An 18897-nucleotide genomic window follows, 5' to 3' on the forward strand; every position below is an offset into this window, starting at 1 on the left:
ACGCTTCAACCGATCGCGAGCCGCGCTTTTGCGTCCTCGTATTCGGCTTTCAGGCGTGCGACCAGTTCGGCGACGCTCGGCACGTCGCTCATCAGCCCGACGCCTTGTCCTGCGCCCCAGATGTCCTTCCACGCTTTGGCGCGGCTGTCGGCGAAATTCATCGCGGTTTTATCGGAGACTGGCAGGGCGTCCGGGTCGAGCCCCGCATTGACGATGCTCTCGCGAATATAGTTGCCGTGCACGCCGGTGAAGAGATTCGTGTAGATGATGTCCGACGCGCTCGCATCGACGATCGCGCGCTTGTAGTCCTCCTGCGCGTGCGCCTCCTGCGTGGCGATGAAGCGCGTACCCATGTAGGCGAGGTCCGCGCCCATGGCCTGCGCGGCGAGAATCGAGCCGCCGTTGGCGATCGCGCCCGACAGCACGATCGGGCCGTCGAAGATGCGCCGTACTTCGCCGACCAGCGCGAACGGCGACGTGGTGCCCGCGTGACCGCCCGCGCCCGCCGCGACGAGAATGAGGCCGTCCACGCCCGCTTCGAGCGCCTTCTGCGCGTGCCGCAGATTGATGACATCGTGCAGCACGATGCCGCCGTACGAATGCACCGCGTCGATCATCTCCCGGACCGGCGCGCGCAGGCTTGTGATGAAGATCGGCACTTTATGTTCGACGCACACGCGCACGTCTTCTTCGAGCCGCGCATTTGACTGATGCACGATCTGATTCACCGCAATCGGTCCGATCACGGCATCGGGATGCGCCGCCTTGTGCGCGGCGAGTTCGGCTTGAATCTGCGTGAGCCATTGGTCGAGCGCACCGGCGGGGCGCGCGTTCAGCGCGGGAAACGACCCGACGATGCCCGCCTTGCACTGCGCGAGCACGAGCTCCGGATAACTGACGATGAACATCGGCGAGCCGACGACCGGCAACGCGAGGTGCTGCAAGATGGCGGGCAGTGCCATGGCACGAGTCTCCTGAGTGTGTGCGCGCAGCGTTGAGCCATTCTACGAGCGAAAACCGCAAAGACCGGCACGCACGAACATTTTCCGTAAGGACGTGCATTCGGTCAGCGAACGATCGTTCGATTATAAGCAAGACATCGTTTGTGACACTCGGGACGTTCCCGAGGAAGTCCTCGGTTTCGGGCTTTTGCGCGTCGCGCGGGCATCAGCAATCGCGCCTGCGCGCCTACAATGGTCCGCAACGCCACGAACAAGAAAACACTATGTCTTTCGCAGACTACGAGCCGTTTCGCGTCGATGCGGACGGCGTCGACATAGTCGGAATGAGAGGCGGAGACGGGCCGCCGCTGCTGCTCCTGCACGGACATCCGCAAACGCACGAAATCTGGCACAAATGCGCCGATAAACTCGCGCGGCATTTCACCGTCATTGCCACGGACTTGCGCGGCTACGGCGCATCGGCCAAGCCGAAAAGCGATGCGCGCCACACGCCGTATTCGAAGCGCGCGATGGCCGCCGATCAGGTCGCCGTCATGCGCCACTTCGGCTTCGAGCGCTTTCTCGTGTGCGCGCACGACCGCGGCGCGCGCGTCGCGCATCGTATGGCGATGGATTTCCCCGATGCCGTCGATCGTCTGATGCTGCTCGATATCGCGCCGACGCTCGCCATGTATGACGCCACCGACCGCGCATTCGCGACCGCGTACTTCCACTGGTTCTTCCTGATTCAGCCGTCGCCGTTGCCGGAACTGTTGATCGGCGGCAATCCGAACGCCTATATCGATCGCGTGATGGGCAATCGCCACGCGGGTCTCGCGCCGTTCGCGCCGCATGCGCTCAAGGCGTATCGCGATGCGCTGGCGTCGCCCGGCGCGATCTTCGCGATGTGCGAGGACTATCGCGCGTCGGCGAGCATCGATCTCGAACACGATCGCGCCGATCTCGAACGCGGCCTGAAGATCGCGTGTCCGCTGCGCGTGCTGTGGGGCAAGGAAGGCGTGATCGAACGATGCTTCGACGCGCTCGACGAATGGCGGCGCGTCGCACGCGACGTGAGCGGCCGCGCGCTGCCGTGCGGCCACTACATTCCCGAGGAAGAACCGGAGGCGCTGCTCGCCGAGATGCTCGCGTTCTTCGAGTCCGATGCGCCGTGAAATTGCGCCGGCAGTCGTTCTTACGTGGCTTTCGCCGACGGTTATAGATTTGTAGGGAAAGCACCGATGCACGTGAAAAAGTGTCGCGCTACGATAGCTTGGACGTTGATCACGTCCTATGATTCTGCCGCTTGCCGTAGCTGACAAGCGGCTTTCTTTTTGGCGTCGCGGGTCACAGCGAAGCCTTCTTCATCAGGCGGCGAAGACGGTCTCACCGTCCACCTTCACCGAGCCGCCGCGCACCAATTCCCCGACGATCTTCCCGATGAGCGCCACGCGTTCGCCCGGCGGCGCGAGCATGTCGGCGGCGGCGCGCATTGCGCGGGCTTGTGTGGTCATCGAGAGCAAGGCGTCGAAGGACATCGCGCGCACTTCCATCAGCTTGAAAACGATCAGTACCTTGAGCGCGTTCTTCGCGTTGCGCGCGGGATCGGCTTCGAGATAATCGAGCCGCGAGTAGGCGGTGTCGAGCGCGCGCGCCACGTCGGTGAACGGCGCGCCGTGGCCGGGAATCACGAGATCGATTTCGAGCGTCGAAATGAGATCGAGCACCGCGCGCTCTTCCACGAAACCGCTCGCGCCTTCCAGTTCGGGAAAGATCACGCCGAAGCCGTTTTCCCACAATGCATCCGCGCTGATGAGCACGCGCATGTCCGGGCAATGGAGCATGAGCGAATGCGGATCGTGGCCCGGCGCGCCGAGCACGTTCCAGTCGAAGCCGCCGAGCGTGAGCATCGCGCCGTGCTCGATCGTGCCCGTGAAGCCGAAGCGCTCGCAGCGTTGGCCTGTCGCGCGGAAGGTGAGGGCGTCTTCGTCCCAGTCACGCACGGCGTGCGCTTCGCTTGTGGGAATCAGCGTCGCGCACGCGTGAGTGTGCTGAAGCAGCGCGTTGCCGCCGCAATGATCCGAATGCAGATGCGTATTGACGATCAAATCGAGTTTGCGCGCGCCAAGCATTTGCGCGACGAGCGCGGCCGTTTGCGGCGCGTGCGACGCGTAGCCCGTATCGACAATCGCCGTGCCCTCGTCGCTTGCAAAAAGCACGTTGTTCGACGAGAGCCAGCCGCGCTCGAACACGGTCACCGAATCGCGCATGGCTGGCGGCAGCACGTTCACTTCGCGTTCTCCTTCGGCATCACGACGATGGTCGCCGTCGCCTTCATGACCGTATCGCCCAACTGATTGCGCGCGCCGCCTGCGAGTTTCACGAGATCGCCGTTGAGGCTCGCTTTCCACTTCGCTTGCACGACTTGCCAGTGCATGGTCAGCACGTCGTCGGCTTTGACCGCGCGCGTCAGCTTGATGCCGAACTCGAGCCCGAGCGGCTGCGCGTCGCGCGAGAAATGCGCGGCGAGCATCGCCATCAGATGCGCGGTCGGCTGCGTGCCCGATGCGATCAGCGTGCCGAAACGGCTCGCGCGCGCGTAGGCGTCGTCGTGGTGCAGCGGGTTGAGATCGTTGACGAGCGTCGCGAAATGCTTGATCGACGCGGACGGCAGCGCGAGCGTCGCCTCGAACGATTCGCCGATCGTCACCACGCGCGCGCCCTGACGGCGGCTGGCGACGCGCGCAAGCACGGCGCGCTTGTCGTCATCGCCTGCGGACGCCCACGCGGCGATTTCGTCGATGGTGCGAAAGCAGCCGTCGCAGAACCCGGTTTGCGGATTCATGCGGCAGACGTCGATGCACGGCGACGACACGTCGTTCATGAGCCGGCCCGCATCACGTCACGTTCTCGCGCAACGCGACATCGGCGACAGGCGCGCCCGTCAGCTCGATCAACTCTTGCGGCGACAGATTGAACACCGCGTGCGGATGGCCGGCCGCGGCCCATAGACTATCGAGCGCGAGCAGGTCTTCGTCGATCAGCGTGACGGGCTCGACCGCGTGGCCGATCGGGCACACGCCGCCGATCGCGTAGCCGGTCTTCTCGCGCACGAACTTCGCATCCGCGCGCGCCAGAGCGCCGACACGCGCCGCGACCTTCGCTTCGTCGACGCGATTCGCGCCGCTCGCGATCACGAGCACGGGCGCGTCGTCTTCGCGGCGGCGAAAGAGAATCGACTTGGCGATCTGCGCGACCGCGCAGCCCAGCCCGGCCGCCGCTTCCGCCGACGTCTTGCCGGTTTCGGGCAGCATCACGACATCGTGCGGATGGCCGCGTTCTTTCAGCAGCAGCGCGACGCGGCGCGCGGAATCGGGTAATGGTTCGATCATCGTTTCCCTTTTTGCTTTTGTTTCAGGCACAGGCCGCGACGCCGTCGCGCTTTTTCGTGAAGAGCGCGCGTCCGGCGCGCGAGGAACTCGGTTTGTTGATCGCGCGTGAAATGAAATCGCCGATATCGACGAGCTGATCGAGATCGATGCCCGTCTCGATGCCGAGCCCGTTCATCAGATACACGACGTCTTCGGTCGCGACATTGCCAGTCGCGCCCTTCGCATACGGACAGCCGCCGAGCCCCGCCACCGACGCGTGGAAAATCTCGATGCCTTCGAGCAGCGCCGCATAGATGTTGCCGATGGCCTGGCCGTAGGTATCGTGGAAGTGCCCGGAAAGACGCTCGCGCGGAAACACCTTCGACGCCGCCGCGAGCACTTCGCGCGTGCGTTTCGGCGTGCCGACGCCGATGGTGTCCGCGATATCGATCTCGTCGCAGCCGAGCGCCTTCATGCGCTCGACGACATCCACGACCGACGCCACGCTCACTTCGCCCTGATACGGACAGCCGAGCGCGCACGAAATGCTGCCGCGCAGTCGCATGCCCGCGTCCTTCGCGGCTTTCGCGACCGGCTCGAAACGCGCGACGCTCTCGGCGATGCTGCAATTGATGTTCTTTTGCGAGAACGCTTCGCTCGCCGCGCCGAAGATCACGATTTCGTCGGCTTTCGCTTCGAGCGCGCCTTCGAAGCCGCGTATGTTCGGCGTGAGCACCGAGTAGATCGTGCCCGCGCGGCGCTCGATGCCGGCCATCACGGCGGCGGCGTCGGACATCTGCGGCACCCATTTGGGCGAGACGAACGACGTCGCTTCCACGTTCACGATGCCCGCCCGCGCAAGCCGGTTCACGAGCTCGATCTTGGTTTCGGTGGGCACGAACTCCTTCTCGTTCTGCAGGCCGTCGCGCGGCCCGACTTCGACGATTTTTACTTTGGCCGGAATCATGGCTGTCTCCTTTTGGTTTGATGGCGATGCGTTCAGTATCCGCGCCTGAAATCGACGATGCCGCTGATCGGCTCGCCGCGCGCGAGCGCCCGGATCTTGCCCGCAATCTGCACGATGCTTTCCTCGCGCAACGTTTCCGCCGAAATATGCGGCGTGACCGACACGCGCGGATGCGTCCAGAACGGATGGGCGGCGGGCAGCGGCTCGGTGTGGAACACGTCGAGCGTCGCGGCGGCGATCTGGCCTTGGTCGAGGGCGGCGAGCAGATCGGCATCGACGAGATGCGGGCCGCGCGCCACGTTCACCACATACGCGCCGCGCGCGAGCCTGCCGAACGTGCGCGCGTTCAGAATGCCTTCGGTGTCCGGCGTGTGCGGCAACAAATTGATGAGTACTTTGACGCCGTCGAGAAAAGCATCGAATTGTTCGGGGCCCGCGTGGACTTGCACGCCTTCGATCGTCTTAGGCGTTCGGCTGTAGCTGCGCACCGGCACGCCGAGCGCAAGCAAGCCCTTCGTGACTTCCGCGCCCAGCACGCCGAGCCCGAGCACACCGACCGTGAACGTTTCGCGCGCGTGCTGCGGCAGCTTTTCCCAGCGGCCCGCGCGCTGCAGGGCGTCGTATTCGTCGAAGCGGCGCATGTAGCGCAGCACGCAATACGTCGCGTATTCGACCATCTGCTGCGCCATGCCGGTATCTTCGAGCCGCACGAGTTGCGCGTTCGGCGGCAGCGTGCCCGGCTCCTTGCGCTCGACTTCGAGGATCGCATCGACGCCCGCGCCGAGGTTGAACACGGCTTTCAGGTCCGGACGATTCGCGAAGAGTTCGCGCGGCGCGCGCCAGACGATCGCGTAATCGGCGGGCGCGGTGTCGCCCGGTTCCCAGACGCGCAGGTCCGCATCCGGCAACTCGCGCCGCAGACCGCCGAGCCACGCATCGAGATCGGCGCCGTTTTCGTAGAAGATGATTTTCATGGCCGCGTCGATACCGTTCGTTTTAGTTCGCTTGTGCATGTGCATGTGCATGCGAATGTCCGCATGAACGCTCCGCATTCTCCACGCCGACATTCTGGGCCGTCTCCGCGCGCATGCCCAGCCGCGCGATCAGCTTGCGGTCCGCTTCCGCCTGCGGATTGCTCGTCGTGAGCAACTGGTCGCCGTAGAAGATCGAGTTTGCGCCGGCAGCAAAACACAGCGCCTGCAACGCTTCGTCCATCTGCTCGCGGCCGGCGGAGAGGCGGACCATCGCGCGGGGCATCGTGATACGGGCGACTGCGATCGTGCGGACGAACTCGAACGGGTCGAGCGCCTCGGTGCCGGTGAGCGGCGTGCCATCGACTTGCACGAGATTGTTGATCGGCACCGATTCGGGATACGGGTCCATGTTGGCAAGCTGCGAGATCAGCCCGGCGCGCTCGCGCCGCGATTCGCCCAGCCCGACAATGCCGCCGCAACACACGTTGATGCCCGCGTCGCGCACGCGTTCGAGCGTGTCGAGCCGGTCCTGATAGGTGCGCGTCGAGATGATCTGGCCGTAGAACTCCGGCGACGTATCCAGATTGTGGTTGTAGTAATCGAGGCCCGCTTCGCGCAGTCCTTGCGCCTGATGCGTTTCCAGCATGCCGAGCGTCACGCACGTTTCGAGGCCCATCGCCTTCACGCCGCGGATCATGTCCTTGATCGGTTCGAGATGACGGTCCTTCGGATTGCGCCACGCCGCGCCCATGCAGAAACGCGTCGCGCCGTTGGCCTTGGCGACTTCGGCGGCCTTCAGCACTTCGTCGACGGCCATCAGCTTGTCGGCCTTGAGGCCCGTGTCGTGATGCACGGATTGCGGACAGTACGCGCAGTCTTCCTCGCAGCCGCCCGTCTTGATCGACAGCAGCGTGGACAATTGCACCGCGTTCGGATCGAAATGCTCGCGATGCACGGTCTGCGCGCGATACAGCAGATCGTTGAACGGCAACTCGTACAGCGCGACGACATCGGCGACGCGCCAGCGCGCGGGCGCCGCTGCTTGCGTGGCGGGTTCGGAGACGGCAGTGTGAGTGGCGGTGTGCTGCGTCATGAGTTCAATCCTTTTGATGAAGCGAGTGTGTCAGAAGGCCGATGTCGAGATGATCGGCGGCGCGCGCGGCATCCGGCGGCGCCAGATGCGGAATCACGCCGATGAGCGGCGCGTCGATACGTTTCTTCAGCGTGGCGATATTTTCATCGGGATACAGCATGTTCGGATCGACGCGGTTCGCGACCCAGCCCGCGAGCGTGAGCCCGCGCGCGGTGATGGCTTCGACGGTGAGCAGCGCATGGCTGATGCAGCCGAGCCGCATGCCGACGACGAGCACCACGGGCAGCTTCAGCGCGAGCGCGAGATCGGCGGTGTCGTGCGTGTCGTCGAGCGGCACGCGAAACCCGCCGACGCCTTCCACGACGACGATATCCGCCCGCGCCGACGCAGTCTCGTGCGCCGCGACGATGCGCCCGATATCCAGCGCGATGCTTTCGCGCGCCGCCGCGATATGCGGCGCGATCGGCTCGCGCATCATGAACGGCGTGCGGATTTCCGGCGGCAATGCGACGTTCGCGGCGGCGTCGAGCTGATCGGCGTCTTCATTGTGCAGCACGCCGTCGCGCTCGATTGCGCCCGAGGCGATCGGCTTCATCGCGGCGGCGCGCAGTCCGGCGCGCGCGAAGCCGTGCAGCAGCGCGCAGGACACGAGCGTCTTGCCGATTTCCGTATCGGTTCCGGCGATGAACAGGGATAAAGCGGTCATAGCGTTTTCAGTGCGTGATCGAGGCGCGCGAGATCGTCCTCGCTGTGCGCGGCGGAAAGCGAAATGCGCAGGCGCGAGGTGCCTGCGGGCACAGTCGGCGGACGAATCGCCGGAACCCACAGGCCGTGCCGGTCGAGCGCGGCGGCGATTTGCAGCGTTTCGTCGTTGCCGCCGATCACGAGCGGCTGCACGGCGGTATGCGAATCGACCGGAAGCCAGCGCGTGCGCTTCAACATCGCGCGCGTGGTTTCGATGAGCGAGGCGAGATGCGCGCGCCGCCGATCGCCTTCATCGCCGCCGATAATTTCGATGCTCTTCGAGACCGCATGCGCCACCGCCGGCGGCGACGCGGTCGTGAAAATGTACGGGCGCGCGCGCTGAATCAGCCATTCGATAACCGTTTCATGCGCCGCGACGAACGCACCCGACACGCCCGCCGCCTTGCCGAGCGTGCCGACATAGACGAGATGCGGCGAGCGCAGCGCATAGTGCGCGAGTGCGCCGCGTCCTTGAGGGCCGAGCACGCCGAAGCCGTGTGCATCGTCGACGATGAGCCACGCGCCGTATTGCTCCGCGAGTTCGACGAGCCGCGCGAGCGGCGCGATATCGCCGTCCATGCTGAACACGGTGTCGGTGACGATGAGTTTGGTCGCTGCGCTGTCGCCCGAGGCGTCGAGCATGGCGTCGAGGGCGTCCATGTCCGCGTGGGGATAGATCTGCGTTTGTGCGCGTGAAAGACGCACGCCGTCGATCAGCGACGCATGATTGAGCGCATCGGAGAACACGAGCGTGCCGCGTCCGGCGAGCGCGGTCACGATCGCGAGGTTCGCCATGTAGCCGGTGCTGAAGTAAAGCGCGCGCGGATTGTCGACGAAACCGCCCGAGAACGCGGCGAGATCGTCTTCGAGTTGCGCGTGCGCGCGCGAATGGCCGCCAAGCAGATGCGAGCCGCCGCTGCCCGCGCCGTAGCGCGACGCGCCTTCGGCCAGCGCCGCGCGAATCGCTTCGTGCGCGGCGAGGCCGAGATAGTCGTTGCTCGCGAAGCCGACGATCTCGCGGCCATCGACCGTCATGTGCGCCGAACATGCGCCGTCGATCGTCTTGCGGCGACGGCGCAGGCCGCGCGCGTCGATATCGACGAGGCCTTGTTTCAGGGTTTCGTACAGCGCCTGCGACGTGTCCTTCATGCGACGTCTCCGGCGAGCGTGGCGTCGAGCGTGTCGCGCGTGCGTTGTGCGAGCAGCAGGAGTTCGTCGTCGCTGAGGATGTATGGCGGCATCATGTACACGGTCGTGCCGATCGGGCGCATCAGCAATTCGCGCTGCAATGCGTTGGCGAAGAAGCGGCGTGAGAATGTTTTGTCATCGGTAGCGACATCGAATGCGAAGATCGTGCCGCGTTCGCGCAGGTTCCTGACGCGTTCGTGCTTGCCGGAATGCGCGCGCAACGCGTCGCGCAGCAACGCCGACTTGCGCCGATTTTCCGTCAGCACGTTCGCGCTTTCGAAGAGATCGAGCGTCGCGAGCGCGGCGCGGCACGCGAGCGGATTGCCCGTGTACGAATGCGAATGCAGAAAGCCGCGCGTGACGTCGTCGTCGTAGAAGGCGGCGTAGATGTCGTCGCGCGTGAGTACGATCGACAGCGGCAGATAGCCGCCGCTGATGCCCTTCGACAGGCACACGAAATCCGGCCAGATTCCCGCTTGTTCGCAGGCGAAAAAAGTACCGGTGCGCCCGCAGCCGACCGCGATTTCATCGGCGATCAGATGCACGCCGAACTCGTCGCACAGCGCGCGCAATTGCGTGAGATACGACGCGTCGTACATCGCCATGCCGGCGGCGCACTGCACGAGCGGTTCGACGATCACGGCCGCGAGATGCGCCGCGCGTTGCTCGAACAGCGCGCGCATTGCGCCGATGGCTTTATCCACGCCCGCGACAGCCGGCGACGCGACCACATGCGCATGGCGGATCAGCGGATCGTATGCGTCCTTGAAAATGGCGACATCGGTTACGCCGAGCGCGCCGATCGTCTCGCCGTGATAGCTGTTGGCAAGACACACGAATTCGCGCTTCTCGCCGTGTCCGCGATTGCGCCAGAAGTGAAAGCTCATCTTGAGCGCGATCTCGACCGCCGACGCGCCGTCCGACGCGAAAAAAGCATGACCGAGCGTGTGCTGCGTGAGCGCGGCAAGACGCTCGGCCAGTTCGACGGCGGGCGCATGCGTGCAGCCGGCGAGCATCGCGTGTTCGAGCGTGTCGAGCTGATCCTTGAGCGCGCGATTGATGTCGTCGTTCGCGTGGCCGAAGAGGTTGACCCACCACGAACTGATTGCATCGAGATAACGCTTGCCTTCGTGGTCGTAAAGCCACGCGCCCTTGCCGCGCGCGATGGGCACGAGCGGCACGCGTTCGTGATGTTTCATCTGGGTGCACGGATGCCACACGGCGGCAAGCGAGCGGGCAACCCAGTCCTGATTGGCTTCTGTGTTCAAAAACGGCTCCAGGGCCCGCGTGCGGGGCGGACCGGATACATCGGGCGGGCGTCGGACGCCCGCGTTGCTGGGGAAACTGCGCCGTTCAATTATCTCTAAAAGCGCCGCAAGCTTCCGTATTCGGAAGGTATTTGCCCCGTGCGTGGGCGCGCAACGGAAATGCGAAAACGCGCTAACGCTGGCAACTTCGCTCAAATCGACGTGTTGTCGGCCGATCGACACGGAAGATGGGGATTGCGCAAAAGCAAACGCCGGCATGAAAGCCGGCGTTCGTCGAGGCAGAAAAGGGCGCGTTCAGCGCGATGCGGTGCGCGTCTCGGCCGCCTGATCGTTCCACACGACGCGATTGTTCACCGCGTAGAGCTTGCACGGATCGGCGCTCTGTTTCTGGCAACTGGCAATAGCGACGGCCATTGGATCGTCGCCGCCTTCGGCCCACGACCACGCGCCCGAATCGGACACGGCGAACGCGCGGCTCGAATACTGCGAGAGGAAATTGCGATAGCCGGCGCGGCCGCTTTCATCGACATACGGCACGGCCTGCACGGAATCGAGGTCCGCGAAGTCGGTCGCCTTCGGCATGCCCGGCTCGGCCACCTGATACTGCACGGCGGTCGGCATGCCGATCTGCGTAAGGAATGCCTTCACACGCGGCCACCAGACCTGCACGCCGTCGCGGTCGCCGACGAGCCGATGCGCGTCGTTCTTGTAGTTGCCGAAATCGACCAGATTGGCGCGCGCACCGTGCGACGTGTAGGCGGCGAACATTTTCGACGACAGATCGCCTTGCCACACCGAATCGTTGTCGCCGTAGAGCCACAGCGACGGCAGGCGTACGTGCTCGCCGTAAGAGCCGAATGCATCGACGAGATTTTTCTGCCAGCCCGCGCATTCGTCCTGACGCAGGCCGCCGGAGAAGTTGATGAGACCGCGCACGCCTGGCGCGGCGACGGCATCGCGCGCGCCGTAAGCGATGGTCGTCAGGCCGCCGTGCGACGTGCCCGCGACCACGACATGCGTTTTGTCCACATACGATTGCTCGCTCATGTATGCGACCGTCGCGGCGACGTCCTGCGCCTGGGCGAAACCGTTCGCCTCGACGTCGCAGCCGTGGCCCGCGTAGTCGCCGCCCGAGCCCGCGAAGCCGCGACGGTTCGGCACGACCACCACGTAACCGTGGCGCACGAATTCGCGCGCGAGCGCGACCGGACGATTGCGCGGTTGCGCGTGCGAGTCGCCGGGGAGCTTGCCGTGATTGAAGACGATCATCGGGAACGGGCCCGCGCCGTCCGGTTTGAATACGGTGGTTTCGAGCGCGATGTCGGCTTCGGGAATTTCGACGACGGTTTCGTTCAGACCATTGGCAACGGCGGGCAGGCTTGAGTCGAGCGAATCGGGAATGCGGGAGAGCGGCTGGCCGAATGCGGGCGCCTGCAAACCTTCGGACTGACGCACGCCGCCGATCGGCTCGGCGCGCACGGCGGACGTGACGAGCGACGTCGCGAGCGCGCACACCATGCTGCATCCGACCAACCAGGTTTTGATCGCCATCCGTGAACTCCGACCGCGCTTCCAATTGAGCGTTGAAACGGCGTGGCCCCAAACATCGGATTTTGAAGTCACAAACCTATCGCGCCGCTCTTGAAGAGCAGTATCAGCTTCGGGTTCCGGGAGTCATGCCCTGAAAAGGCGCGACATTTGGCTTCGAAACGGGGCTTCGCTGCGAGTGTCCGGGCACAGAAATGACTGCGCCCTGACATGACCACAGATTAACTGCTCAAAATTGCACTGCACAATAAGTGGTACCCCGTAACTGTTTAATCTGAAAGGAAAAACTTAGGAAATTAATACCGCGGGAATACGCATATTTTTAAAAGAACATTTACTTGTCGTGAGTGTCGCCGTCGACGTAAAGCCATTTTCCCGCCGCGTTTCGCGTGAAGCGGCTGGCCTCATGCAGACGATGCGCGCGCCCGCCCGTCTTGTAGCGCGCGACGAATTCGACTTCTTCGTGGTTCGCATCGACGACGGTATGGCGCTTGATCTGCAGGCCGAGCCAGCGGGTGCTCGTGGTGTCGGAGGCGTCGAGATCGGGCGGGCAGGTCGCGTCGGCCCAGGTCGCACGCAGGTACGCCGTGTCGCCGAGCACGTAGGCGGTGTAGCGCGAACGCATCAGTTCCATGGCATTCGCGGGCGTTTCGCCGCCTTCTATGAAGCGCCCGCAACACGCTTCGAAGCGCGGCGCGGGTGCGTTCGGGCGCTGGTTCGGCGCGGCGCCCCCGCAAGGACATTCCACCGGCTTCATTGATCGACACCCGGCATTTCGATGTGACGCGGCTGCACGCGCACCCGTTCGAGCCACGCGCGGATCGCGGGATAGCGCGACAGATCGAGGTTCGCCTCATCGGCGACGTGGGTGTAGGCGTACAGCGCGATATCGGCGGCGGTGTAGCGCTCGCCGACGAAAAACGTGCGCGTTGCGAGATGCTGCTCCATGACGTCAAGCGCGCGGTAGGAGCCGGCGAGCCTGTCGGGCAGGCGAGGGTCGTCGGGTTGCTTCAGGAATTGCAGGATGAAACGCGCCACCGCGACGTTCGGTTCGTGGCTGTACTGCTCGAAGAACATCCATTGCAGCACCTGCGCGCGCTCCAGCCGATCGTTCGGCAGAAGCGGCGTGCCATCGGCGAGATAGCAGAGAATGGCGTTGGATTCGGCGAGCGTCGTTTTATCGTCGATGACGAGCACCGGCACCTTGCCGTTCGGATTGAGTTGTTTGAAGGCGTCGGTGCGGGTTGCACCGTTCATCATGTCGACTTCATGCCAGACATAGGGCAGATTCAGTTGCTCGAGCGCGAGGCGCACCTTGTAGCAATTGCCCGATGCCGAGACGCCGTGTACGTGATAGGTCACTGCACTTTTCCTCTGATTTGTCTGCTTACCATTCCAGCTTCGTGCCGTCGTACTGGACGAAGCTGCCGTTGAATGCGTCGCGCATCGCGCCCGCTTCGGCGATGACCGCGCGCATGCCTGAGACGCTGTGCGCGACGTCGATCGCCGCCGACGGCCCGCCCATTTCCGTGCGGACCCAGCCCGGATGCAGCGCGATGCACGCCGAATGACGCGACTCCAGCGACGCCACCTTCAGCGCCGAATTGAGCGCCGCCTTGCTCGCGCGATAGAGCCAGCCGGTCGTGCCGCTCGCCTCGCCGATGCTGCCCATCTTGCTCGACACGACCGCGAGCACGCCGCGCGCGGCATCGGTGAGCGGCAAGAGCACGGGAATCAGTTGCATGGGGCCGCGCACGTTGGTGTGCATCACCTGATCGAAGTCTTGGTTGCTGATCGTCTCGACGCCTTCCGTGCGCGGGCCGTACACGCCCGACACGACGATCGCCACGTCCAGCCGTTCTTCGTCGAGCTGCCAGGCGAGCGCCGAGATCTGCTCGGGTTGCGTGACGTCGAGCGAAAAGGTTTGCGCGCCCATGGCGTCGAGCGCGGAGAGCGAGGCTTTGTCGCGGGCGGTGGCGAGCACGCGCCAGCCGTCGCGGGAATACTCGCGTGCAAATTCATGGCCGAGGCCACGCGACGCACCGACGATCAGGACGGTTTTCATGAGCGATGGGTTCCGTGAAAGGGGCTCTTTCGGAATATAGCGCGCGGGGAAAAGTTGCGCATGTGCAGATAGTCGACGATGTTTCTGAGTTTGTACACTAGGCCATTCGGATGAGTAGTTATGCGAAGTAAAAAGAGTAAAGTGAGCCCTCTCGTAACAATTCGACGAGGAGCAAGACATGACAGACTATTCAGCAAAGATAATTCAGCATCCCCTGCCGCCCAACATCAGCGAGCAGCGCCTTCAGGAGATTCGCGAGGAGGTTGCCGCTCAGAGAAAAGCGGAGGCATTGGCGCGAAAGATTCTGGGATACGAAGAACCGAGCGACTTGAACGAGCGGTTCATCGAACATCTGTTGAATTTTCCTAAGATCGATTGCGACGACTCGATCTTTGCGCGGTATCCAGAGACTCATCCGGACATTGGAGACTCGGATGTACCTCGCTGACACGAATGTTATTAGCGAGACCAGGCGACTGAATCGCGCGAACGAAGGTGTGCGCGCGTTTTTTCGTCAGGCAAGTCTCGATCAACGCGATATCCATCTCTCTGTTGTCACCGTCGGTGAACTCTGGCGCGGCGTCGAACAGCTCCGTCGCCGAGGCGACGTGGCGCAGGCGAATACGGTGGAAACGTGGTTGAAAGACGTCTTGCGTCGATACGACGGGAAAATTCTGCCTGTCAGCAAGCAGATTAGCGAGGTGTGGGGAGGTCTTCGCGCGCCGCATCCGGAACCCGCGCTGGACAAGCTCATCGCGGCTACGGCCATGTCTTATGGTCTGACCGTGGTCACGCGCAATGTGCGGGACTTTGCCATAACAGGCGTGAAGACCCTGAATCCCTTCGAGTAGCGGCTACGCCGGCCCGGCGCACTTGGCGCACTTGGTGCACCAAGCGCCCGACCGGCCCAACCGCACTCAAACCAGCTCGACGCCCATCGCGGTCGCTTCTCCGCCGCCGATACACAGACTCGCCACCCCACGCTTCAGGCCGCGCGCCTTCAGTGCGCCGAGCAGCGTCACGAGAATGCGCGCCCCGGAAGCCCCGATTGGATGCCCGAGCGCGCATGCGCCGCCATTCACGTTGACCTTGTCATGCGGCAGGTCGTGCTCGCGCATCGCGGCCATCGTCACGACGGCGAACGCTTCGTTGATCTCGTACAGATCGACATCGCCCGCGCGCCAGCCGTTCTTCTCGAAGAGCTTGCTGATCGCGCCGACGGGCGCCGTCGTGAACAACGCCGGCTGCTGCGCGAACGTGCTGTGGCCGACCACGCGCGCGAGCGGTGTCACGCCCAGGCGCTTTGCGGTCGATTCGCGCATCATCACGAGCGCCGCCGCGCCGTCCGAGATCGATGACGAATTCGCCGCCGTCACCGTGCCGTCCTTCGTGAACGCGGGCTTGAGCGACGCAATCTTTTCGATGTTGGCCTTGAACGGCTGCTCGTCGCGTTCGACGATTGTTTCGCCTTTTCTGCCTTGCAAGGTGACCGGCGCGATTTCCCACTTGAACGAGCCGTCCTCGTTGGCCAGCTTCGCGCGACGCAGCGATTCGACCGCGAATGCATCCTGCGACTCGCGCGAGAACGCATACGACGACGCGCACTGTTCCGCGAACGTGCCCATCAGACGGCCTTTCTCGTAGGCGTCCTCCAGCCCGTCGAGGAACATGTGGTCGAGCACCTGGCCGTGACCCATGCGCATGCCGCCGCGCGCCTTCGGCAGCAGATACGGCGCCTGCGTCATGCTTTCCATGCCGCCCGCGACGATCACGTCTGCCGAACCGGCGAGCAGCATGTCGTGCGCGAACATCGCGGCGCGCATGCCGGAGCCGCACATCTTGTTGATCGTCGTGCAGCCTGTGGCGAGCGGCAGACCCGCGCCGAGCGCGGCCTGGCGCGCCGGCGCCTGTCCTTGTCCGGCAGGCAGCACGCAGCCCATGATCGCTTCGTCGATATGTTCCGGCGCGAGTCCCGCACGCTCGCGCGCCGCGGCAATGGCGACCGCGCCGAGCTGCGCGGCGGTCAGCGTCGCGAACTCGCCCTGAAACGCGGCCATCGGCGTGCGTGCCGCCGAGACGATGACCACCGGGTCGACAGCCCGGTCCGTGTGTCTCTCACTCATGCTTCAGCTCCTTGATGACGCCTTGAATAACGGCAGGAACGTCGCCCAGGCGCGCCGCATCGGACGCGAGGACATCGTTCTCCGTGGAATGCGCGCCGCCGCGGGTCAGCGCGGCAATGCCCGACTGATACACCGGGTCGATCTCCTCCGGTGCGCTGATCATCATGCCCATGTTGCGCAGGCGGCCGTCGTGCACGCCGTACGTCCAGCCATGCACCGTGAGTTCCTGGCCGCGCGCCCATGCATCGTTGACGACGGTCGTGCGGCACACGTTGACGGTCTGCTCGATCGTGTTCAGTTCCACCAGCCGCCGATGCCGCGCATCGCCCATGGGCCAGTCGTCGAGCAGGAAGGCGTGCTTCTCGCGCACGTCCTCGACGTGACGCAGCCAGTTGTCGGCGAGACCGACGCGCCGCCCCATGAGCGCCGCGCCCACGCCCGAGCAGCCGTAATGGCCGACGACCATGATGTGCTTCACCTTCAGCATATCGACGGCGAACTGGATGACGGAAAGACAGTTGAGATCCGAGTGCACCACCACGTTCGCGATGTTTCTGTGCACGAACACCTCGCCCGGCGGCAGGCCGATGATCTCGTTGGCGGGCACGCGCGAATCCGAGCAGCCGATCCACAGATATTCCGGCGCCTGCTGATGCGCGAGGCGCTTGAAGAATTCCGCGTCCTCGGCGAGCTTGCCCTCGACCCAGTTCTGATTGTTCGCGAACAGGTGAGCGAGCGGATTCGGGACTTCGTTGTTGTCGTCAGTGTGGTTCATGTTCGATGGTCGGAACACGACGCGCATGCCTTCATGCGGCACGCGCGTCTGGTTGGCCGGATGGCGCGAAACGCTCCGGATAGCGGATGCAGAATCGGACATCGCGGTCATAGGGAAAGAAATCGGCGAGTTCGCCGCGCAGCAGTTGCTCCTTGTGGTGCTGCCAGAGCGCCGGATCGAAAAAATCGGCGTGATGGCGCATGAAGGCCGCGCGCACGCGCGGATCGCCGAGCAAAAACGTGCCGTACGTCTCGGGAAAGATGTCGTGCGGCCCGACGGTATACCACGGTTCGCCCGACAGCTCGTCTTCCTCGTAACGCGGCGGCGGCACGCGGCGCACGTTGCAATCGGTCAGATACTCGATTTCGTCGTAATCGTAGAACACCACGCGGCCGTGGCGCGTCACGCCGAAATTCTTGTACAGCATGTCGCCCGGAAAGATGTTCGCCTGGATCAGTTGCTTGATCGCGTCGCCATATTCCCGGATGCCGTGCTCGATGTCATCGTCGCTGCCGTTTTGCAGAAACAGATTGAGCGGCACCATGCGGCGCTCGATATACACATGCCGGATCACGAGCTTGTCGCCTTCGTATTCGATCATCGAGGGCGCTTCGTTTTCCAGTTCGCGGATGAGCGCATCGTCGAGGCGCGCGAGCGGCAGCGCGACGCTCGAATATTCGAGCGTATCGGCCATGCGGCCAAGTCGATCGTGACGTTTGACGAGCTGATACTTGTCCTGAATCTTCTCGCGCGTGGTTTCCTTCGGCGGCGGAAACGCATCCTTGATGAGCTTGAACACGTACGGAAACGAAGGCAGCGTGAAGACGATCATCACGAGCCCCTTGATGCCCGGCGCGATGATGAACCGGTCGCTCGAATGCGACAGATGATGCAGCAGGTCGCGATAGAACAGGTTCTTGCCCTGCTTCTGCAAGCCAACCGACGTATAGATTTCCGCCTTCGGCTTGCGCGGCATGATGGTGCGCAGGAACTGCACGTACGCGGACGGCACTTCCATGTCGACGAGAAAATACGAGTGCGAAAAACTGAAGATGATGAGCACCTGCTCCCGCGACAGCAGCACAGTATCGAGCGCGAGCAGCCCGGGCTGCGTATGCCGCACGGCGATCGCGAAGGGCAGCAGCGCATCGCCGTTGATGACGCGCCCGACGATATACGCCGCCTTGTTGCGAAAGAACAGCGACGAGAGCACGTGAATCTGGAAGTTGGGCGCGGGCGTGAGATCGCCGAAGGTATCGCGCACCGAATCGATCACGCATTGCACGTCGCGCGGCAAGTCTTCAAACGGCGTATCGAGCTGAAAGTTGGTGACGATGCGCTCGATGGTCGCGGCGAGCCCGTCCTTCTCCGGGTAATACGCGCGATACGTGGGCTTGGCCGCGGGCTCGTCGTTCTCGATGTACTCCGTCGACACTGCCGGCCGCACGAAAATAAAGTCGTTGTTGAAGTACGAACGATGCAGAATTTTGCAGCACACCGAGTTGAAGAACGTTTCGGCGCATTCGGGTTGCCGGTGCGTCATCAGCAAGCCGATGTAGTGCAGCTTGATCTGCTGCCAGACGTCGTCGTCGATATTTTCGGCGTCGTATTCGTCTTCGAGCAGCGCCACGCATTCTGCAACGCGCTCGTCATACGACGTGATGCGCTCGCGTGCAAGTTGCTGCAACGCGAGCCAGTCGCCGCGCTCGAACAGATGCCTGGCCCGGATCGCGGCCTCGCGAAACACACGGTAATGGCGATCGAATCCTTCGAGCATTGTCTGCGCGACATCGAAACCGATTTGCGACGACAGCAGCTTGGGGAAGTGATTCATATCGGC

Annotated in this window: 20 protein-coding genes; 3 read left to right on the plus strand and 17 right to left on the minus strand. The window is 63.8% G+C overall.

The window, feature by feature from the left end:
- Positions 1-5: 5 nt before the first annotated feature.
- Positions 6-962: an NAD(P)H-dependent flavin oxidoreductase gene (locus tag BRPE64_RS00395; protein ID WP_016344003.1), complete on the minus strand. Its 957-nt coding sequence runs from the start codon at positions 960-962 to the stop codon at positions 6-8.
- A 263-nt stretch (positions 963-1225) separates the two neighbouring features.
- On the opposite strand from BRPE64_RS00395, the gene BRPE64_RS00400 reads away from it, so the two are divergent.
- Positions 1226-2116, plus strand: coding sequence for an alpha/beta fold hydrolase (locus BRPE64_RS00400; RefSeq protein WP_016344005.1), 891 nt, complete (start codon positions 1226-1228; stop codon positions 2114-2116).
- 192 nt (positions 2117-2308) lie between these two features.
- Here the strand turns inward: BRPE64_RS00400 and BRPE64_RS00405 are convergent, their stop codons facing one another.
- From BRPE64_RS00405 to BRPE64_RS00465, 13 genes are all read right to left on the minus strand, one after another.
- Complete coding sequence (locus BRPE64_RS00405; protein ID WP_016344006.1) at positions 2309-3232, minus strand: MBL fold metallo-hydrolase; 924 nt, start codon at positions 3230-3232, stop codon at positions 2309-2311.
- Positions 3229-3786: a DUF1289 domain-containing protein gene (locus BRPE64_RS00410; RefSeq protein ID WP_232519229.1), complete on the minus strand. Its 558-nt coding sequence runs from the start codon at positions 3784-3786 to the stop codon at positions 3229-3231. Before BRPE64_RS00410 ends, BRPE64_RS00405 begins: the two co-directional genes overlap by 4 nt.
- 52 nt (positions 3787-3838) lie before the next feature.
- Positions 3839-4333: a YbaK/EbsC family protein gene (locus BRPE64_RS00415; protein WP_016344008.1), complete on the minus strand. Its 495-nt coding sequence runs from the start codon at positions 4331-4333 to the stop codon at positions 3839-3841.
- 22 nt (positions 4334-4355) lie between these two features.
- The gene (locus BRPE64_RS00420) at positions 4356-5279 is read right to left on the minus strand and encodes a hydroxymethylglutaryl-CoA lyase (RefSeq protein ID WP_016344009.1); all 924 of its coding nucleotides are present in this window, start codon (positions 5277-5279) and stop codon (positions 4356-4358) included.
- 32 nt (positions 5280-5311) lie between these two features.
- Positions 5312-6253 carry a 2-hydroxyacid dehydrogenase gene (locus BRPE64_RS00425; RefSeq protein ID WP_044041016.1) on the minus strand — a complete coding sequence of 314 codons (942 nt, stop codon included), beginning with the start codon at positions 6251-6253 and terminating at the stop codon, positions 5312-5314.
- A gap of 22 nt (positions 6254-6275) precedes the next feature.
- On the minus strand, positions 6276-7346 hold the full coding sequence (bioB, locus tag BRPE64_RS00430; RefSeq protein ID WP_016344011.1) for a biotin synthase BioB: 1071 nt from the start codon (positions 7344-7346) through the stop codon (positions 6276-6278).
- 4 nt (positions 7347-7350) lie between these two features.
- Positions 7351-8052 (minus strand): dethiobiotin synthase, encoded by a 702-nt coding sequence (gene bioD / locus BRPE64_RS00435; protein WP_016344012.1) that lies wholly within the window; start codon positions 8050-8052, stop codon positions 7351-7353.
- Entirely contained in the window at positions 8049-9239 is a 1191-nt protein-coding gene (gene bioF / locus BRPE64_RS00440; protein ID WP_016344013.1) for an 8-amino-7-oxononanoate synthase, read from the minus strand. The genes bioD and bioF overlap by 4 nt, the downstream gene beginning before the upstream one ends.
- On the minus strand, positions 9236-10546 hold the full coding sequence (locus tag BRPE64_RS00445; protein WP_044041017.1) for an adenosylmethionine--8-amino-7-oxononanoate transaminase: 1311 nt from the start codon (positions 10544-10546) through the stop codon (positions 9236-9238). The genes bioF and BRPE64_RS00445 overlap by 4 nt, the downstream gene beginning before the upstream one ends.
- Before the next feature lie 294 nt (positions 10547-10840).
- On the minus strand, positions 10841-12097 hold the full coding sequence (locus BRPE64_RS00450; protein WP_044041018.1) for a dienelactone hydrolase family protein: 1257 nt from the start codon (positions 12095-12097) through the stop codon (positions 10841-10843).
- Between the two features lie 331 nt (positions 12098-12428).
- Entirely contained in the window at positions 12429-12851 is a 423-nt protein-coding gene (locus tag BRPE64_RS00455) for a YchJ family protein (protein ID WP_016344017.1), read from the minus strand.
- Positions 12848-13456 (minus strand): glutathione S-transferase family protein, encoded by a 609-nt coding sequence (locus BRPE64_RS00460; protein ID WP_016344018.1) that lies wholly within the window; start codon positions 13454-13456, stop codon positions 12848-12850. The genes BRPE64_RS00455 and BRPE64_RS00460 overlap by 4 nt, the downstream gene beginning before the upstream one ends.
- A gap of 25 nt (positions 13457-13481) precedes the next feature.
- Positions 13482-14159, minus strand: a complete 678-nt coding sequence (locus BRPE64_RS00465; RefSeq protein WP_016344019.1) for an SDR family oxidoreductase — start codon at positions 14157-14159, stop codon at positions 13482-13484.
- 178 nt (positions 14160-14337) lie between these two features.
- Between BRPE64_RS00465 and BRPE64_RS00470 the strand changes: the two genes are divergently transcribed.
- Positions 14338-14607, plus strand: coding sequence for a hypothetical protein (locus tag BRPE64_RS00470; RefSeq protein ID WP_044041019.1), 270 nt, complete (start codon positions 14338-14340; stop codon positions 14605-14607).
- Entirely contained in the window at positions 14594-15010 is a 417-nt protein-coding gene (locus tag BRPE64_RS00475; protein WP_044041020.1) for a type II toxin-antitoxin system VapC family toxin, read from the plus strand. The genes BRPE64_RS00470 and BRPE64_RS00475 overlap by 14 nt, the downstream gene beginning before the upstream one ends.
- A gap of 66 nt (positions 15011-15076) precedes the next feature.
- Here BRPE64_RS00475 and BRPE64_RS00480 read toward each other — a convergent pair whose 3' ends face one another.
- The 3 genes from BRPE64_RS00480 to aceK are packed head-to-tail and all read right to left on the minus strand — an operon-like array spanning position 15077 to position 18891.
- Positions 15077-16282, minus strand: coding sequence for an acetyl-CoA C-acetyltransferase (locus BRPE64_RS00480; protein WP_044041021.1), 1206 nt, complete (start codon positions 16280-16282; stop codon positions 15077-15079).
- Positions 16275-17057, minus strand: a complete 783-nt coding sequence (gene can / locus BRPE64_RS00485; RefSeq protein WP_044041853.1) for a carbonate dehydratase — start codon at positions 17055-17057, stop codon at positions 16275-16277. Before can ends, BRPE64_RS00480 begins: the two co-directional genes overlap by 8 nt.
- Before the next feature lie 31 nt (positions 17058-17088).
- Positions 17089-18891 carry a bifunctional isocitrate dehydrogenase kinase/phosphatase gene (gene aceK / locus BRPE64_RS00490; RefSeq protein ID WP_016344023.1) on the minus strand — a complete coding sequence of 601 codons (1803 nt, stop codon included), beginning with the start codon at positions 18889-18891 and terminating at the stop codon, positions 17089-17091.
- Positions 18892-18897 lie beyond the last annotated feature (6 nt).

Origin of the sequence: Caballeronia insecticola, assembly GCF_000402035.1 — a bacterium.
In the GTDB taxonomy this organism is placed as follows: Bacteria; Pseudomonadota; Gammaproteobacteria; order Burkholderiales; family Burkholderiaceae; genus Caballeronia; species Caballeronia insecticola.